The 18,779-nt window shown below is 48.2% G+C and carries 10 protein-coding genes and 1 tRNA gene; 6 read left to right on the top strand and 5 right to left on the bottom strand.

Annotated elements, in window-relative coordinates:
* Positions 1–10: 10 nt before the first annotated feature.
* Complete coding sequence (locus MiSe_RS00055) at positions 11–508, bottom strand: Photosystem I reaction center subunit III (RefSeq protein ID WP_226572484.1); 498 nt, start codon at positions 506–508, stop codon at positions 11–13.
* 180 nt (positions 509–688) lie between these two features.
* Here MiSe_RS00055 and tsaD point away from each other — a divergent pair, with 180 nt between their 5' ends.
* From tsaD to MiSe_RS00040, 3 genes are all read left to right on the top strand, one after another.
* On the top strand, positions 689–1,744 hold the full coding sequence (gene tsaD / locus MiSe_RS00050) for a tRNA (adenosine(37)-N6)-threonylcarbamoyltransferase complex transferase subunit TsaD (protein WP_226572917.1): 1,056 nt from the start codon (positions 689–691) through the stop codon (positions 1,742–1,744).
* A gap of 102 nt (positions 1,745–1,846) precedes the next feature.
* Positions 1,847–9,856: a PAS domain S-box protein gene (locus MiSe_RS00045; protein WP_226572482.1), complete on the top strand. Its 8,010-nt coding sequence runs from the start codon at positions 1,847–1,849 to the stop codon at positions 9,854–9,856.
* 3 nt (positions 9,857–9,859) lie between these two features.
* On the top strand, positions 9,860–11,125 hold the full coding sequence (locus MiSe_RS00040; protein WP_226572480.1) for a sensor histidine kinase: 1,266 nt from the start codon (positions 9,860–9,862) through the stop codon (positions 11,123–11,125).
* A gap of 232 nt (positions 11,126–11,357) precedes the next feature.
* Here the strand turns inward: MiSe_RS00040 and MiSe_RS00035 are convergent, their stop codons facing one another.
* The 3 genes from MiSe_RS00035 to MiSe_RS00025 all read right to left on the bottom strand — a co-directional run bounded on the left by MiSe_RS00035 (position 11,358) and on the right by MiSe_RS00025 (position 15,089).
* Positions 11,358–13,079, bottom strand: a complete 1,722-nt coding sequence (locus tag MiSe_RS00035; protein ID WP_226572478.1) for a two-component system response regulator — start codon at positions 13,077–13,079, stop codon at positions 11,358–11,360.
* Between the two features lie 230 nt (positions 13,080–13,309).
* Positions 13,310–14,206 (bottom strand): alpha/beta fold hydrolase, encoded by an 897-nt coding sequence (locus tag MiSe_RS00030; protein WP_226572476.1) that lies wholly within the window; start codon positions 14,204–14,206, stop codon positions 13,310–13,312.
* 163 nt (positions 14,207–14,369) lie between these two features.
* Entirely contained in the window at positions 14,370–15,089 is a 720-nt protein-coding gene (locus MiSe_RS00025) for an ACT domain-containing protein (protein WP_226572915.1), read from the bottom strand.
* Positions 15,090–15,311: 222 nt separating this feature from the next.
* Between MiSe_RS00025 and MiSe_RS00020 the strand changes: the two genes are divergently transcribed.
* From MiSe_RS00020 to MiSe_RS00010, 3 genes are all read left to right on the top strand, one after another.
* Positions 15,312–15,839 (top strand): GNAT family N-acetyltransferase, encoded by a 528-nt coding sequence (locus MiSe_RS00020; protein WP_226572474.1) that lies wholly within the window; start codon positions 15,312–15,314, stop codon positions 15,837–15,839.
* Between the two features lie 50 nt (positions 15,840–15,889).
* A tRNA-Pro gene (locus MiSe_RS00015) sits at positions 15,890–15,963 on the top strand.
* Positions 15,964–16,396: 433 nt separating this feature from the next.
* Positions 16,397–16,564 (top strand): hypothetical protein, encoded by a 168-nt coding sequence (locus tag MiSe_RS00010; RefSeq protein ID WP_226572472.1) that lies wholly within the window; start codon positions 16,397–16,399, stop codon positions 16,562–16,564.
* A 20-nt stretch (positions 16,565–16,584) separates the two neighbouring features.
* Here the strand turns inward: MiSe_RS00010 and MiSe_RS00005 are convergent, their stop codons facing one another.
* Positions 16,585–17,922: an ABC transporter substrate-binding protein gene (locus MiSe_RS00005; protein WP_226572470.1), complete on the bottom strand. Its 1,338-nt coding sequence runs from the start codon at positions 17,920–17,922 to the stop codon at positions 16,585–16,587.
* Positions 17,923–18,779 lie beyond the last annotated feature (857 nt).

Below are 18,779 nucleotides of genomic sequence, written 5' to 3'. Positions count from 1 at the left end.
TCAGCCTAAACTAGCGGGGCGAAACGGGGATTTCGCTGTCTTTAGCAGTCAGTTTCCCAGTGGTCAGTTCTCCAAACGCTGCCAAAGGCCATGCAAAGCCGGTCAGCATCTTGGAAATAGCCAAAGGTACATCGATGATGATTTCTTTTTCTTCGGGGTTCTTCTCTGTCTTAATCGCTTGCAGATAAGAGCGACCTACCCAACCAATCCACCCGGTGATGTAAAGGAACAGAATGCTGGGAATCAGAAAATCACCTGCACGGTCTAAGCTACCATCCACGATCAGGTGGGGCAACCCTTCTGGGCCGCACATCGCCTGAGAATAACGCTCAAAGCGCTTCTTGCCCGACTCTGGGTCTGCCGTCGTGTTGCGCGCGGTTTGTGCCCGCTCCAGGAAAGCCGGGGAGTCCTTGCAAGGTACTAGAACTGCCGATTCTTGAGCAGACGCCGTGGGAGCAAAACTAAACCAGAGACCGACTGCTACAAGTAAAGCCAACAATCGTCGCATGGATTGTTTCCTTGTGTTACAAAACAATAAATTTTTCGTCGAAAAAGCCGAGAACGTTTGTTACATTCAAAATGGCTGAACTAGGAAGCCATCATACTCTTGCCGGGAATCCCAGTAAAGTTCGAGCTAATAAAAGTTAAAGTTTCTCAAACTCCCCCTCTAGTCCAGGAAAAGCTTGTAATGGCGACGGTGCTAGCGATAGAAACAAGTTGCGATGAAACCGCCGTGGCGATTGTTAACAATCGTGAAGTTATCTTCAGCGTCATCGCGTCCCAAATTCCAGTCCACCAGCAGTATGGCGGCGTGGTGCCGGAAGTGGCTTCGCGGCAACACTTGGAGACAATCAATCAAGCAATCGCAGACGCCTTAGAAAATTTTGGCACCAATTGGTGCCAAATTGATGGCATCGCCGCCACCTGTGCCCCAGGTTTGGTTGGCTCGCTCCTCGTTGGGCTAACCGCCGCCAAAACCCTCGCCCTCGTCCATCAGAAACCGTTTCTAGGCGTCCACCACCTGGAAGGACATATCTACGCCTCCTACCTCTCCCAACCAGATTTACAGCCTCCCTTCCTCTGCCTGCTCGTTTCTGGCGGACACACGAGCTTGATTTATGTCAAAGATTGTGGTATATACGAAACCCTCGGACAAACCCGCGATGACGCCGCCGGGGAAGCCTTCGACAAAGTGGCAAGGTTGTTGAATTTGGGTTATCCCGGTGGCCCAGTCATCGACCGACTGGCAAAACAAGGCAATCCCGCAGCATTTGCGCTGCCGGAAGGAAAGGTTTCCTTACCCAATGGGGGATATCATCCCTACGATTCGAGTTTTAGCGGTTTAAAGACAGCCGTGTTGCGGTTGGTGCAAAAATTACAGCAAGAAGGCATTGACCCCTTGCCGGTGAACGACATCGCCGCCAGCTTTCAAGATACAGTTGCCCGTAGCCTTGCCAAACGCGCCGTAGCTTGTGCTTTGGATTATGGGTTAAATGCGATCGCCATCGGGGGTGGTGTCGCTGCTAACAGCGGACTCCGCCAGCACCTACAAGCTGCCGCAGTTGAGCATAACCTGCACGTGATGTTTCCTCCCCTCAAATACTGTACCGATAACGCCGCGATGATTGGTTGTGCCGCTTGTGACCATTTGAACAGGGGACACACTTCGCCGTTAACGTTAGGCGTGCAGTCTCGGCTGGCAATTACCGACGTGATGCAGCTTTATTCGGGTCACGGGGCATAGGTAAAAAGGCGCGCGCTACTGGTTGCGATTTACACATGGGAATCTAGCGGATACGCCCGCTATTGGCGAAACTCACCACAGAATTGTTAAATTTTGTATGGAGTGATAAATACAGGTGGCAAACAAAAAGCGCCACCAGCGCCATTTTTGCACTTGCGATCCGCCTTAAAAAATATTCCCATCAAATCCAACCATATGAAATCGCTGCTCAAAAAACTCTTTGCGTCGCGCCGCTTAGAATATCTCATCCTGGATCGGAACTTACTGATCCAAGAAATGTCATTAGGCGTACAACAATTTGCCTATTATCCCGAGCAAGTTACCATGGGCAGCGATGTGCGTCTAGGCTTTCCCGTAATGATTGGATTTGAGGATTTCCTCATTGATGTCCTGGAAGGACGGCAGGTTAGTTTCGAGTTAAAAGATATTGAGCAAAGTTCAGCTAATGATGCTTCTGGGTGGATTGATATTTGTGTGGTCGGATTGCCAGATGACGAGACTTTATTAAATAGATTTTTGATTTTATTTGAAAGTGCCAATTCCGAGTTTTTATTAAATAAAAGCTTTTTAAATCGAGGCAATGAAGCCCGGCTTTTATTAAACGCTTTATCCGGTTGTCGAAGTTATATTAATAAAATTCTTGCTTCAATTGCCGATGCATTAATAGTAACGACAATAACGGGAGAAATTAAAAAAGTTAATCTAGCGGCTCAACAGTTATTTGGGTATCATGAATCTGAATTAATCGGAGAGTCAATCTTCCAAATTATTGCCGATAATAATTTATGGCAGACGGCAAGGGAAAACCGATTTATATCTCAAGGGGAATTGTTTAAAGATGTTGAAGTAGTTTGTTTGAAAAAAACCGGCGAACAGCTAAACATTTCCTTTTCTTGTTCCGCAATTAAAAATGACGGAGAGGAGGCGGAAGATTTTATTTATATTGGACGAGATTTGACCGAGCGAAAAGCGGCTGAAATAGCCATCGGTAAAATGAATGCCGATCTGGCGCAAAGGGTAGAAGAACAAACCCTAGAATTAAGGCAGACTATCAAACGATTAAAAAATGAAATTGCCTCGCGAAAACAGATAGAATTCGCCCTGAGAGAAAGCGAATCGCGACTTTCTAACCTGCTCAACTCGCTGCAAGATGTGGTTTGGTCGGTAGCAGCGAGTACCTTTGAAGCACTTTATCTCAATCCAGCCACAGAAACACTTTACCAACGCCCCGTAGTGGAATTTTACTACAATCCATATCTTTGGTTAGAAGTGATTCATCCGGAAGATCGCTCGCGGGTTGCATCGGCTTTCCCCACCATCTTGGAAACAGGAAATATAGAAATGGAATACCGGATTATCCGCCCAAACAAAGAAGTGCGGTGGGTGAATAACCGGGCGCAGGCGATCAAAGATGAAACCGGGGAAGCAATTCGCATCGATGGGATTATCACCGACATTACCGAACGCAAGCTGTCAGAAATTGCCCTGCAAAATATTGTCGCCGGAACAGCTTCAGTCACTGGGGAAGAATTTTTTCCAGTTTTGGTGCAGTATTTAGCGACGGCACTGGGGGTTCGCTATGCCTTTGTGAGCGAACTGATAGACGTTCAACAGCAGAAATGGCAGACGATTGCCTGGTGGGATAGCGACGCTCTTGGGGAAACTTTAGAATACAACATTACTGGCGGGCCGTGCGAAATCGTCGTCAAGCGAAAAAAAGCCTGTTATTTTCCAGACCGCTTGCAGGAATTATTCCCAGAAATATCATTACCAACGAAATTGCGCGCCGATTGTTACTTGGGAGTTCCCCTGTTAGACACCGCCCAAAACGTGATTGGCAATTTGTGGATTCTCAACGATAAACCCCTGATCGATGAAGACCGCACCCAATCAGTTATCAGCGTATTTGCAGCGCGGGCAGCAGCAGAACTGGAACGGAAAAAAGCATTAAAAGCCTTGCGTGAATCCCACGATGAATTAGAAATTCGAGTCCAAGAACGCACCGCCGATCTTTACGCCGCGAACCAATTCCTCAAGTTAGAAATTGCCTCCCGCGTGCAGGTAGAAGCCGCGTTGCGCGCCAGCGAGTATCGCTATCAAACCTTAGCTAATTTATCGCCGGTAGGAATATTTCATACCGATGCTCAAAGCCGCTGCTTATATGTCAACAATCGCTGGTGCGAGATTACCGGCATTTCCCTCAAACCAGCAATGGGGGATGGATGGATGCACGCCATCCATCCCGACGATCGCTCCCGCGTCCAAACCCACTGGTATCGCTGTACCCAAGAAAACTTACCCTTTGCCACCGAAACGCGGTTTCAGCGTCCCGATGGCAGCTGCTTGTGGGCATTTGTTCAAGCAGTGGCGCAGCAGGGGAACGACGGACAAGTCGTAGGCTACATCGGCACCGTGACCGATATTACCTACCGCGTTGAGTCAGAACAAGTTCTGCAAAGAAACGCTGCCGAAATTCACGATCTGTATAACAACGCTCCCTGTGGGTATCAATCCCTCGACAGCGATGGCAGATTTATCCGCGTCAACGATACCGAACTCAAATTATTGGGTTATACCCGCGACGAGTTGATTGGCAAGCGGTTTGCCGACTTGCTGACATCCCATAGCAGGCAACTTTTTCGCAAAATTTTCCCTCGCTTCAAACAACGCGGCTGGGTGCAGGATTTAGAGTTGGAGTTAGTTCGCAAGGATGGCAAAGTTGTTCCTGTCAGCTTGTCGGGGACGAGGGTTAAAGATGACGGCGACAATTTTCTCATGACGCGCTCCACGATATTTGACATCACCGAGCGAAAACGAGCAGAAGCCGCGCTGCGAGAGAGTCAGGAACGGTTCAGAAGCGCGTTTGAGTATTCTGCGATTGGTATGGCATTGGTATCGCCCCAGGGTCATTGGTTGCAGGTCAACCCGGCTTTATGCGAGATAGTGGGTTACTCGGAATCAGAGTTGCTCAAGCTGACATTTCAAGATATTACCCATCCCGAAGATGTGGAAGCTAGCCTGGACTATTTGCACCAAATCCTCTATGGGGAAATTGGCACATACCAGATGGAGAAGCGCTACATCCACAAGCTGGAGCAAATCGTCTGGGTGCAGTTAACTATCTCGACGCTACGGGATACCCAGGGGCGATCGCTGTACTTAATTGCCCAAATTCAGGACATTACCGAGCGAAAAACCGCTGAAGCCGCCCTGCGGGAAAGGGAACGGCGCATCAGAAGGCATCAGGAAGGACTGATGGCACTGTCTAAGTGCGAGTCGCTATACACCGGCGACTTGAAACCAGCGTTGCAAAATATTACCCAAATTGCAGCGATCGCACTCAGAGTACAGCGGGCGAGCATCTGGTTCTTCAACGACGACCGTTCCCAACTCCGCTGCGCCGACCTCTACGAATTCACCACCCTCCAGCATTCATCTGGCTGGGCAATTGCTGCCGTTGACTATCCTGCCTATTTTGAAGCCTTGGAGTCAGATAACATTATCGCCGCCGACGATGCCCACACCGACCCTCAAACCCAGGAATTTAGCGCCGCTTATCTGACGCCTTTAGGTATTACCTCGATGTTAGACGTGCCGATTCGCGTCGCCGGAGAGACAATCGGCGTCATCCGTCACGAACAGATTGGATCGGCGCGTAACTGGGCGCTGGAAGAGCAGAACTTTGCCAGTTATTTAGCTTATATGGGGAGTCTGGCGATGGAATCGCGCGATCGCGCCCAAGCAGAAAAAGACCTACTAATCGCTCAAGAACGCCTGCAATATCTGCTAACTTCTAGCCCAGCCGTCATTTATAGCCGCAAAGCATCCGACGATTACAGTACGACCTTCGTCAGCGATAACGTCAAAACCCTGGTGGGATACGAAGCGCGGGAATTCCTAGAAGATGCCAGTTTCTGGAAAAACCACATCCACCCGCAAGATGTGGAAAGAGTCTTTGCCGAATTACCCCGCTTGTTCGAGCCTGGTTATCACCGCCACGAATACCGCTTCCAATGCGCCGACGGCACAATTCGCTGGATGCGCGACGAGAGCAAGTTGGTGCTAGATAAAGCCGGTAATCCCCTGGAACTCATCGGTTATTGGGCAGATATCACCGATCGCAAGCAAGCCGAATCAGACTTAGCCAAAACCGTATCCCTGCTACAAGCAACCTTTGATTCTACCACAGACGGTATCCTAGTAATTGACCGAGCGGGAAAAATTGCGACATTTAATCGCAAATTCCAACAAATGTGGCAGCTTCCCGATCAGATTGTAGCTACGCGAGATCATGCAGCGACGATCTCGTTTGTCCTCGATCAACTGCAAGACCCCCAAGCATTTGTGCAAAAAATAGCAGAAATCTACTCCCTGCCGGATAGGGAAACCTACGAATTGTTGGAATTTATTGATGGGAGAGTATTCGAGCGCTATTCTATGCCCCAGCGAGTGGGAGAAAACATTGTCGGTCGGGTGTGGACTTTTCGCGATATTACCGCCCGCAAGCTGGCACAAGAAATTTTGGCGAAACGCGATCGCTATCTCGCCGCCTTGGTCGAAGTTCAACTGCGACTGCTCGCTGATGAGGGTGACCACAACTGCTACACGTCAATATTGGAACCCCTAGGACGCGCTTCAGAAGCCAGCCGCGTCTACGTGTTTGAAAACCATGCCTGCGTCACAGGACGCCTCTACATGAGCCAGCGCGCCGAGTGGTGTGCCTCTGGCATTGCTCGAGAAATCGACAACCCAGACTTGCAAAACTGCCCTTACGACGAATTTTTCCCCCGTTGGGCGCAAGTATTGGCGCAAGGGGAAGTTATTGCTGGCAAAATTGCCGATTTTCCCGCCGAAGAGCGTGTAATTTTAGCACCGCAGGGCATACTTTCCATGCTAGTTTTACCTTTACTGGTTAATAACCAGTTTTTTGGTTTTATTGGCTTCGACGAATGCGTCACTTGCCGGACTTGGGAGCCGTTAGAAATAGATTTATTGCGGAGTGCCGCAGCAGCAATTTCCCTCCGTCAAGAGCGCAAGCTGGCTTTATCAGCGCTTTCTGAAAGCGAGAATAAATATCGCTATGTCATTAACAATTTAAGAGAAGTTATTTTTCAAAAAGATGTACAGGGCTGCTGGACTTTTCTCAATCCGGCTTGGACAGAAATAACTGGATATGAAATAAAAGAAAGCTTGGGTCGTCATTTCTTAGAATTTATTCACCCCGATGACCATTCGCTGACTTTAAATCAATTCAACGCTTTAATGTCCTCCCACGTCGATTCCACCCGATACGAAGTGCGCTGCCAAACTAAAAATGGCAGCTACCGCTGGATTGAAGTGCAAGGGCGAGTCAACCAGGCCGCTGACGGGACATTTTTGGGATCTTCCGGCACCCTCAACGACATTACAGACCGCAAGCGCATAGAGCAAGCCATCGAACAAGAGCGGCAACAATTGCGGCAAATTATTACCAACGCACCCGTTGCGATCGCTATGTTCGATACCTCAATGCGCTACATCGCCCACAGCAATCAATGGCTAACTGATTACCATCTCGAAGGGCAATCTCTCATCGGGCGATCCTACTATGACGTTTTCCCCAATCTGCCAGAGGAAATTAAAGCCATTCATCAGCGCGCTTTACAAGGTGAGGTAATCTCCAAACCAGAGGACGTTTGGGAACAACCCAATGGCGGCAAAATTTACCTGCGTTGGGCCGTCCAACCTTGGTACATCGGCAATGGGGCAGGTGAGCAGGGGAGCAGGGGAGATGGGGAGCAGAGGAGATGGGGAGCAGAGGAGAATGTAGGTTCAAATTCCCCTCTGCCCCTCTGCCCACCTGCACACCGGCACAAGAACCCCCATACCCCCTCTCCCCATCCCCAAATTGGCGGTATCGTCATTGCCACTCAAATAATTAACGAATTGGTAGAAGCACGGGAAGCCGCCTTAGAAGCTTCGCGGATGAAATCCCAATTTCTGGCGAACATGAGTCACGAAATCCGCACGCCGATGAATGGCGTCATCGGTTTAACCGATTTACTCCTGAGAACTCCCCTCTCTCCCGAACAGCAAGACTTTGTCCAAACCCTAAAAGTCAGCGGACAAAGTCTGCTGATGCTGATTAACGATATTCTCGACGTCTCCAAGCTGGAAGCCGGGGAAATGCGGCTAGAATCTATTGACTTTGATTTGAAAATATGGATTGAAGAAGTCGTAGATTTGCTGACCACCCAAGCCGAATCTAAGGGACTAGAACTGTTTTCTTTAATCGACAGCAACGTCCCCAAATTGTTAACAGGAGACGCCACCCGCCTGCGCCAAGTGTTGATGAATCTGATCGGCAACGCAATCAAATTCACCCAGACCGGAGAAGTAGTGGTTCGTGTAGAAATATTTCCAGAAGCAGAAGAGGACGCGGGGACACAGGGACAGGGGGACGCGGAGAATGAAGAGGACAAGAGAATATGGGAAGATGCAGACGCGGGTAACTCTTCCATCAACCTCTCCGCTCTCCCTTGTCACCACGTCACCGCGTCCTCTTCTCCCTTCTCCCCCACCACAGTTAAGCTGCGATTCAGCGTGCGAGACACAGGGATTGGCATTGCAGCGGCAGACATGGACAAACTGTTCCGGTCGTTTTCCCAAGTAGACGCCAGTACAACGCGCCAGTATGGAGGTACTGGCTTGGGATTGGCAATCTGCAAGCAATTGGTCGAGTTGATGGGGGGTGAAATTGGCGTTGAAAGTCAACTGGGAGTGGGGTCAACCTTCTGGTTTACGGCAACCTTGGCGCAAAAGCCAGACCCCTTACCCTCCCCAGTATCTTTGCCTTTTGAGCGCCCCGACGTGAGGCTGTTAGTGGTGGATAGTAACGCCACCCATCGCCAGGTGGTGCTATCTTATGTCAAGTCTTGGGGAATACAAGCGGACGAAGCAGAAGATGGCGCCAGCGCGATCGCCATCGTCCAACAAGCAGAGCAACAGGGTCAACCCTACGATGTCGCCCTGCTGAACCTCAATATTCCAGGCATGAATCGGGAATTGCTCGCTCAACTCGTCGGATGCCCGCCTAGCTCTTTTGGGACTAAATGGATTTTAATGACTTCGCTTGGGCAGCGCAGTCAAGTTATCAACCCCCAAGCGCTAGGATTTGCGGGTCATTTAACGACGCCGGTAAAAGCCTCGCGCCTGTTAGACTGCCTGATGAATGTACTTAGTCCTGCTTCATTAATCAACTCTCAGTCAGAATTAATTAGTAACCAATCCTCAGTCATGGGGGATAAAAAACCTTCTCACCCATCACCAAAAAACCTCAAAATTCTGCTGGTGGAAGACACCCCAGTCAACCAAAAAGTCGCCCTCAATCTACTCAAAGTGCTGGGTTATGAAGCAGACTGCGTCAGCAATGGTCAAGAAGCTCTCGACCGACTCGCAGAAAGAAACTACGACATCGTGTTAATGGATTGTCTCATGCCCATCCTCGATGGCTACAAAACCACCCAAGCCATCCGCCAAAGGGAAGCTCAATCCCGCCATACCGTAGTCATTGCCATGACTGCCAACGCCCTCAAAGGAGAACGAGAAAAGTGCTTAGCATTAGGTATGGACGACTATATCAGCAAACCAATTCAGCTCGATGTCTTGGCGGCTGTTTTGGAACGCTACAGCACTTGCGAAAAGCAGAGCGCTTCTGGGGGAGATTTAGAACAAAAAACTGGCTCCAGTTCCTCTAATTCCGCCACCCCAGAAGCCACATCCCCTCCAGAACCCGTAGATTTAGAGCGCCTGCAAGAAGTCACCAGAGGCGATACAGAATTTCAACTCGATCTTTTGCAAACTTTTATGGAAGATGCTCCCACTTACCTAGCAAAGATTAAGCTAGCGCTCCAAGACAACGATTGTGTAGCGCTGGCTCGTCATGCTCACCAACTTAAAGGAGGAAGCGCGATGGTAGCTATCCGAACTATGCCAGAATTAGCTCAGCAACTGGAAACTCAGGCTCAAGAAAATCGCCTCGAGAAAACTGCCGAGTTGGTAGACCAGTTGGAAACTATTTTCTTGCAGGTTAAAACTTTTACAGATAATTGGTCACTCACAATTAATCCATAAGTGATGTCAAAAATTCTTGTAGTCGAAGATGATTCGGCAACTCGCTTATTTCTCAAACGCGACCTCCAGATCGAAGGGTATCAAGTTATTGTGGCTAAGGATGGTGAAGAAGGGCTGCTGCAAGCAACTCAGATACAACCCGCTCTGATTATTTGCGATTGGGTAATGCCATTGATGGATGGGATGGAGGTTTGTCGTCGGGTCAAAGCCGACCCTAATTTAGCAACTACATTTTTTATTTTACTGACTTCGCGGGGAGAAGCGATTGCCGACCGAGTAGCAGGACTCGATGCTGGCGCTGATGAGTTTCTCTCTAAACCTATTGACCCCAACGAACTACAAGCACGGGTGCGCGCTGGCTTGCGACAGTACAATTTAAATCGCCAATTGAGTCAAGCGAATCAGCAACTAAGCCAAACTCTACAGGAGTTACAACAAACTCAGGCTCAATTAATTCAGAGCGAAAAAATGTCTAGCATGGTTCAAATGGTGGCGGGTATGGCTCATGAAATCAACAACCCAGTCACCTTTATTTACGGCAACCTCAACCATGCCAGCGTCTATATTCAAAACCTACTAGACTTAATCCACTTGTATCAAAAATATTATCCCAACCCCGATGCAGAAATCCAAAAGCACGCCAGTGCAATCGATTTAGAATTTATAGCCTACGATCTACCCAACCTTTTAAATTCTATGAAAACCGGCGCCCAGCGGATTTTTCAAATTGTTCAGGACTTACGCAACTTCTCGCGTCTAGATGAAGCCGAATTAAAGCGGGTTGACCTGCACGAAGGAATTGATAATACCCTGGCATTTCTACAACATCGCCTCCATTCTGAAAAAAACAATTTTGCCATTCAAGTCTTCAAAGAGTATGGCGACTTGCCCTTGGTTGAATGCTATCCCAGACAACTCAATCAGGTCTTCCTAAATATTCTTACTAATGCGATTGATTTTTTAGCAGAAAGTCATGGCAAAGAAAACCCATCACCCCAGCCGATGATTCAAATCCGCACTAAAGAAATTGATAACGATCGGGTGGAAATTAAAATTTTAGATAATGGGCCGGGAATGACAGAAAAAGTTCGCCAAAAACTGTTTGACCCTTTTTTTACGACTAAGCCTGTAGGTAAAGGGATCGGCATGGGGTTGTCAATTAGTTACCAAATTATTGTAGAAAAGCATGGGGGAAATTTGCGGTGTATTTCCTCACCAGGACAGGGGGCAGAGTTCATCATTGAAATTCCGCTACACCCATATAAATAAGATGGTAATTGGTAATTGGTAATTGGTAATTGAGTTATATCAAGTTTGCTAGCATCGGTTGTATATAGTCGCTGGTGCAAAAACTGTTTTTTTCCCTCCCACCTGCACAAGATACCACCTGCACAAGAGCTAGCCAAACGCAACCGATGCTACCGGACACGATATTAAAAGACGGTAGAATCGTAACAATTACCGATTAGCTATTACCTATTATCAGTACCCTTGGATGCAACTAGCAACTTGGGTTAGTGTAGCTAACGATCGTTTGTTCGAGGACATTTGCTGGAACGGGGCTGCTGAAATAATAACCCTGCATCATATCGCATTGATGCTGGCGCAGAAATTCTTGTTGCTCGAAGGTTTCGACTCCTTCAGCGACTACTTTCAAATTCAAACTGTGAGCCAGTTGAATAATTGCGATCAAAATCGCAGCATTTTTGGAGTCTTCGGTGACGTTCCGCATAAAGGAGCGGTCGATTTTTAATACATCAAATGGGAATTGTTGCAGATAGCTAAAAGAAGAGTACCCAGTGCCGAAATCATCTAAAGATAACTTAATACCGAGTGATTTGAGTTCGCGTAGCGTAGCAATCGCTGTTTCTGGATGCTTGACCACCGCACTTTCAGTTAATTCTAATTCCAAACAGCTTGGCTCTAAGTTAGTTGCCTCTAAAATTCGCATAATTCTTTGACTTAAACCCAGTTGATTAAATTGAATTCCCGATAAATTTACCGCCACTTTTAAGGAATACCCGGCTTTTTGCCAGATACCTGCTTGTTTACAAGCTGTCTGTAGCACCCATTCATTTAGAGGGATAATTAAACCAGATTCTTCCGCGATGGGAATAAATTCTAAGGGCGATATTAAACCTCGCTCTGGATGTTGCCAGCGGACTAACGCTTCGGCTCCTACCATACGTCCGGTTCGTAGGTCAATCTGCGGTTGATAGTAGACGATAAATTCAGACCGTTCTAGAGCATGATGCAGGTTCATTTCCAGCATCAGGCGGTCGTAGGATTTTTCCGAGATATCTGCCGTGTAAAGCTGAAAGCGATTTCCTCCCAGTTGTTGAGCCACCTTCATCGCGGTATTAGCAGCTTTGAGCAGGCTATCGATATCGCTGCCATCCTCAGGATATAACGCCATGCCAATACTACAAGTGAGAAAAACTTCAAATCCCTCCAAATCAAAGGGTTGAGATAAAGTATCCAAGATACTTTGAGCAATGTTTGCAGCTTCTGGTCGAGTTGAGACAGGGGGTAAAATCAGAGCTAGTTGTTCGCTGTTGAGTCGCGCGATCGTACCTACTTTACCTCCATAGGGCAGCAAGCGATCGCTCACTGCCTGCAATAATAAGTCGCTGTAGTCAGTTCCCAGACTGTGGATAAAGCGGTCGAGATGGTCTAAGCTGAGAACGGCGATCGGAATCGATTGGTGAGTTTGGAGTTTAGGCGCGAGTATTTGGTAAAATCGCTCCCGTAACAAGAGTCGATTTGGCAGGTTCGTCAGACTATCGTAGTAGACGACGTTATTAAACTTGGAGAGCGCTTGCTGGAGTACTTCCTGTTGCTGTTTGGCGCGCATTTCTTGTTTAGCCAGCTGAGTGGCGATCGCGCTGAGCAATTCTTCTGTCGTAAAAGGCTTGGTAAGATAATCGTTAGCTCCCAACTCCATCCCCCGCCGCAGATCCGCGCGATCGTTTTGCGCCGTCAGGCAAATCACCGGAATCATCGCCGTCACCGGATCTTGCTGCAATCTCGACAGCACTTCGTAACCATCCATTTCGGGCATCCTGATATCACAAAGAATTAGATCGGGACATTCTTGGAGTGCCAGCTGCAATCCAATGCTGCCATTTTCGGCTCCAATTGCCTCATATCCCTCATTCTGCAACAATTTCAATATAAGTTTGCGACTAGCTCTTTCATCTTCTATTACTAAAATTTTTCTCATGGTTATCTGTACCCCGACGTGACCGTTGGCTAGCCTGATGAAATGTCACTTTAAAAACATCAGGATTTACGCATTTACTGGTTTAGAATGCCCTATAGGTGCAGGTGGTTTAACTTGAACTCCAGCTATGATAGATAATCCCAGCTATCTGCCTAAATCCAGTAGCTCCTCTTAGATCAATCAACGAGTTTACCGAACCGAGTTATAGAAAATAAAGCTTTCTCCCGTTTTTACCCAGGGTGATGAGAAAGGATATTGCGGATCTGAGTGGCGACGGCTTCTGGTTGTTCTACCATTGCCAAATGCCCGCAGTCCGGAATTTCGATCGCATTGTCACCACAGGCTTGAAACAGTTGGTGAAAGCTAGCTAAATGACGCACGTACTTCGGTTCCATGATAGTGTCTTTAGCACCGGCAATAAAATAAACCGGCTGCTTCAGCCGGGAGACTAATTCTGGCAAGCGATTTACTTCGGCTTCTGTAGTCGAGTCAAGCAGGGTTCCTCTGGCGGCTTCTGGGTCAGCCATGACGAAATCAATTACCCGCTGGCGTCCCCAAGAACGTGCAATCGGACGCGCTACGCTGTCGCGGGTAAATACCAAATCAATCCCAGGCAAATTGCACAGCAAACGGGGGCGGAATTGCACCAAGCGCTCGCCTACCGCGCGAAACCGCTCAAATGCTTCCTTTAGATAAATGCCACCCCCGGCATTCAGGCAGATCACCCCCTTGACACAGTAGGGTAATTGTGCTGCTCCCCACAGCGCGATCGTGCCGCCCAGGGAGTGACCAATCAGCCACGCATTGGATATATTGAGTCTTTCCAGCAACAAGCCCAGATCGCGAGCGTAGGCAGCTGGGGCATAGCGGCAAGCCTTGTTGTCTGGCGTCAAGCTTACCGATGTTTCCTGACTGTTTAAGCCAGAAATCGGTATCGGCTGGGAATCACCAAATCCGCGCAGGTCATAACAAAGACATTGATAAGTAGGTGAGAGTTGGTCAACTAGGGGTTGCCAGTACCGGCGGCTTAAAAGCCAACCGTGAATAAACACGAGTACTTGGGGTTCCTCTGTGGGAGCGGTTAAATCGTAAGCGTGGGGGACTCCCAGGATATCGATGCTAGCCATATTTCGATCCTATCCTTGAAAAGCCCTTGTTGACCGACTGTTGGAGACAAGGAACAAAGCGGATAGGGACACTGAGGAGACATGGGAGATATGGCAATATTTTCCTTTTTGTCAAGAGTCCCCGCTGGATAAATTTTCGGCTTTTAAGTGCGCGTGCCATTTTTTACTGCCCCATCAATCTCAGGCGCACGCTTTCGGCAATTTTTTGCCCCAGATAGTCTGGTATCAAGTTTTCATTCGGTCCCAACAGGTAAAGAATCAGGCGGGTTCGCCCTCGCCAAACGAGCAAATTGGCATTGATCACCAGCAGATCCTCTTGCCAGATGGTGTACATTACTTTGTAAAATAAACCGGGTTGGTTATCGGCCTCAATCAATAGCGCGGGTAGTTTAAAGACTGGATCGACGTAGAATTCGGTTTCTACCTGTTCTAAACCAGCATCGAGATTGAATTCCACCGCCAGCATCTCTTCTACTTCAAACACCCCCGCCAGCGCTTCTCGAATCGCGCGACAGACATTATCTGCGGTTTTTTCTGTCAAAGCCTTGCTACCGCGAGACACCACCAGCTTGATAAACACCAACATGGGGGATTGGATTTGACCGTACAGGCTGAGGCTGTGGATAGTCAATCCGTAGGCAGCCAGCACGCCAAAAATATCGCTGAGCAAAAATGACTGATTGCGGTAGGCAAAATGTAACGCACTTTTGCTACCCTCCGGTTTCATGTCAATCACTGCTCGCTTGGTTTTAAAGAGCTTATAGGCTAGCCGCAGGTTTTGCAGTTGGATCTCGCTGCTGACAAATTGCTCGTAGAACTGAGGAAACGACTTGTTAAAGCGTTTCAGGAGTTCCAGTGTTGATGATTTCAAACCCGTTTCCATCATTGGGGGTGCTGCATCTGGTGCTTACCAGGTCAAAGGCTAGCTAAAGGTTGAATTTCAACGCTGATGCGGGAAGTGGGGATCGCGTCCGCGATCGCGTCATTTCCCATTCCCCTGCCTTTGGACTGACTTGATCTACCAGCCAAACATTGAAGGGGATACGGGAGATATACTAACTATTACCGCCATCCAACGTCTTTTTACTACAATAACCACGGCTGCATGGGTTTTTGGAAAAGCTGGTTCAGCGAATCTGATACTGCCTCGACAACTGGGGCTACACAAATTGAAGAGGATGCGATCGCCCGTCCAGGTGACTTGAATAACCGCAATGGTCGCATTTTTTTCACTACTGACCGAGAGATTGACCTCTACGAATTAGAAGAACTCTGCGATGCGGTGGGGTGGTCCCGCCGTCCGCTGCGTAAAGTCAGAAAGGCCATTCAACACAGTTTTCTCGTCGTTTCCATGTGGGAAATGCGAGCTAACCGGCGGCGGCTAATTGGCTTTTCTCGCGCTACATCCGACCATGCGTTTAACGCGACGATTTGGGATGTAGTCGTTCACCCGGACTTCCAAGGTCAAGGTCTGGGTAAGTCTCTGATGAAATACACGATCAAAAAACTCCGCAGTGAGGACATTAGCAACATTACCTTATTCGCCGACCCCCATGTGCTAGATTTTTATCACGGCCTTGGGTTTATTTCCGATCCGGAGGGCATCAAAGGCATGTTTTGGTATCCTAACTAAACCATCCCTAATTCCCATTCTGGAAAAAGTAGGTTATACTAGACAAGCGACGGGATGTAGCGCAGCTTGGTAGCGCGCGTGCTTTGGGAGCACGATGCCGCAGGTTCAAATCCTGTCATCCCGATGTTAAGTTTAAAACCCCGAAACCACTAAATAGCAAAGGTTTGGGGTTTTTTCATTTGTGGATAATCACCAGTAAATGGTTCATAAAGAACCTCCGGCAGCTGGGAAACCCTGCACCTTCAGGTCAGGGAGGAAAAGCGACACCAGCGGATGACGCCGCCTACAGCAAGAGCAAGCCATCGGTTGTACCGCTGTATCAATTAGAGCGGAAAATTATCACCCTGAAACCTTAGTAAGCTGCTACGCACCTAATTTGAGAGTCAAATTTTCCCTTCTTCTTGTGGGGTGGGCATCTTGCCCGCCTCTTTATTGGATTTAAATGCTCCCGCAGCTTATTCCCTAACCGAGAAGGCAATCCAATTAACTACAATGACTTTAGTAGAAGAGCCTGGAAAACAGTCACAAAACTGGTTAACCTGAACCAAAAAAATGGGATGCCTACCACACCCTACAACTGTCGGGATACATTTATTACCTTACAAGCACTCCAGGGTAACTCAAGCGACACCATTGCTAGATGGGTAGGAAATACCCCTGAAGTAATACGAAAACATTATATTGATAAGCTAGCGCTGGAACACCTCAAACCTTCTGATATCTAGCTTTTTCCTGACTCAGGACTTTAAAATCCGCCGACGGTGATGGTATTTGTCACCTTGAGTTGCCCGTTATTGTCAATTGTCCAAACATCGTAACTGCCGACAACATCGCCTTGGGCATCGAAGTCTACTTTACCGCTCGCTCCCTGATAGTTGATCTCCTTACCCTGGCGGATCAAGGCAAGTGCTTGACAAACATCGGTAACTTCTTGTCCTGGGGGATTGGCAACAACGGGGATTTTGTCTTTAATCTCAGCACCAGAAGTCGATTTAGCTGCTTCAGCTGCGAGAACTAAAAGCGCGCCAGCATCCCAAGTGTTGGCGTCAAACACACCGGGTTGACGCTTATTGTAAGTGGTTTGGTAGACTTCGCGAAACTGTTTTACCGCCGGTCCGGTTGTACTCGGCGCCGTCCCGATAACTCCAGATACAATAAACTTACCCGCCGTATCTTTTCCCGCGAGTTGGGCAATTTTGGGGTCTTTCATCCCTTCTGTCACCAGCAGTTGCGTTTGTTTTCCCAGCAGTCCCTGTTGATAAGCTGTCCTGACGATAATACTGCCAGTTTCTGGATAAGCAACTAAAACGACCGCGTTTGGGTTCCCTCGAAAAGCTGCTGAGACTTCCGAGTCAAAAGTAGCACTCTGGGGCGGATAATAAGTCGGAAGAGCCTTATTCACCACTTTGCCCCCAGCGGCTTCAAAAGCTGGGATAAACGATTGTACCAAGCCTTTCCCATAGTCGTTATTAATCGCCAGTACTGAAACTGATTTGTAACCTTTAGCACTAGCTAATTTAGCTAAAGCTTGTCCCTGAAACGTATCCGGCGGGGCGGTGCGGAACCAAAATCCCTTGAAATCGCCTTTTTTAGCGCGTTCGGTAAAAACGGGGCTGGTGCTGGAGGGGGAAATTTGTACGACTTGGTTGCGTACTGCAATGTCAATTGCAGCACTCGAAACAGCACTCCCGGCTGCCCCAATGACTCCGGCGACCCGATCCACTTCGGCTAACTTGCTCATCGCCGCCGCACCCGCAGAAGGATTGGTTTGGTCGTCTTCTGAGATTAATTGTACGGGTTTGTTTAACACGCCACCGCAGCTATTGACGGTTTTGACGAGCAAACTAGCACTATCCTGCATCGAAGAGCCAAACTGGGACAAGTCCCCAGTGATGGGTAGAAGCGTGCCAATTTTGAGTCCGCTGGGAGCGGTTTGACAACCTGATACGAGTAAGATCGGGGTTATAGCTCCTAGTCTGAGTAGGTGTCTTGAAACAGCGATTCTGATTCGGAGAAGCTTCGCGAACGCACTTTGTTTATATTGAGGGTGGGAAGTATCCTCCCCAGAGGAATAATAATTCATATTTTTATTGCAATCGTTTAAAAGGGTTACAACGGCGGGGGGAAAAGTAGTTCAGAATTGATAATCACCAAGCTCTCAAAAGCAGGACTTACGCAAAGAAACCCGGTTTCTAGGAAAAATCGTGGCTTTGAAACCAGAGTAAGCAGCTTGAAACCGAGTTTCTCGGAAAAATCGTGGCTTTGAAACCAGAGTAAGCAGCTTGAAACCGAGTTTCTCGGAAAAATCGTGGCTTTGAAACCAGAGTAAGCAGCTGGAAACCGGGTTTCTCGGAAAAATCGTGGCTTTGAAACCAGAGTAAGCAGCTGGAAACCGGGTTTCTCGGAAAAATCGTCGCTTTGGAAGGGGAGATAGCAGCTGGAAACCCGGTTTCTTGGTCGCCCAAGCGTCAGTCCTGAACAGGATTGCTCAGAGCTTGCCAGCTTAATCTGCTTCCAACTGTAGCATCTATGAATACAGCCGACTGCTTTTTTACAGGATTTGTAGCATTTTGAGCGAGAATATAACGTTACCTTGGAACTGGTCTGGCAAAAACTAAGTCTATATCTGTGAGGACCTAAGCAAACAAACCGGGTTTCTCGGAAAAATCGTGGGTTTGGCAACCAAAGATCGACGCAGAAACCCGGTTTCTAGGCAAATCACCAAAGTTTCTCGGAAAAATCGTGGGTTTGGCAACCAAAGATCGACGCAGAAACCCGGTTTCTAGGATCGTCCTATATCTCTGAGAACCGGGGCAAACAAACCGGGTTTCTCGGAAAAATCGTGGGTTTGGCAACCAAAGATCGACGCAGAAACCCGGTTTCTAGGCAAATCACCAAAGTTTCTCGGAAAAATCGTGGGTTTGGCAACCAAAGATCGAC

The sequence above is a fragment of the Microseira wollei NIES-4236 genome, assembly GCF_020521235.1.
Taxonomy (GTDB): domain Bacteria; phylum Cyanobacteriota; class Cyanobacteriia; order Cyanobacteriales; family Aerosakkonemataceae; genus Microseira; species Microseira wollei.
Note: the sequence above shows the minus strand (reverse complement) of the source record. Positions and strands in the feature narration are given on the sequence as shown.

Coding starts and splice junctions, on each gene's coding strand:
- MiSe_RS00055 (WP_226572484.1), bottom strand. CDS start 508: ATGCGACGATTGTTGGCTTTACTTGTAGCAGTCGGTCTCTGGTTTAGT.
- tsaD (WP_226572917.1), top strand. CDS start 689: ATGGCGACGGTGCTAGCGATAGAAACAAGTTGCGATGAAACCGCCGTG.
- MiSe_RS00040 (WP_226572480.1), top strand. CDS start 9,860: ATGTCAAAAATTCTTGTAGTCGAAGATGATTCGGCAACTCGCTTATTT.
- MiSe_RS00035 (WP_226572478.1), bottom strand. CDS start 13,079: ATGAGAAAAATTTTAGTAATAGAAGATGAAAGAGCTAGTCGCAAACTT.
- MiSe_RS00030 (WP_226572476.1), bottom strand. CDS start 14,206: ATGGCTAGCATCGATATCCTGGGAGTCCCCCACGCTTACGATTTAACC.
- MiSe_RS00025 (WP_226572915.1), bottom strand. CDS start 15,089: ATGGAAACGGGTTTGAAATCATCAACACTGGAACTCCTGAAACGCTTT.
- MiSe_RS00020 (WP_226572474.1), top strand. CDS start 15,312: ATGGGTTTTTGGAAAAGCTGGTTCAGCGAATCTGATACTGCCTCGACA.
- MiSe_RS00010 (WP_226572472.1), top strand. CDS start 16,397: ATGCCTACCACACCCTACAACTGTCGGGATACATTTATTACCTTACAA.
- MiSe_RS00005 (WP_226572470.1), bottom strand. CDS start 17,922: ATGAATTATTATTCCTCTGGGGAGGATACTTCCCACCCTCAATATAAA.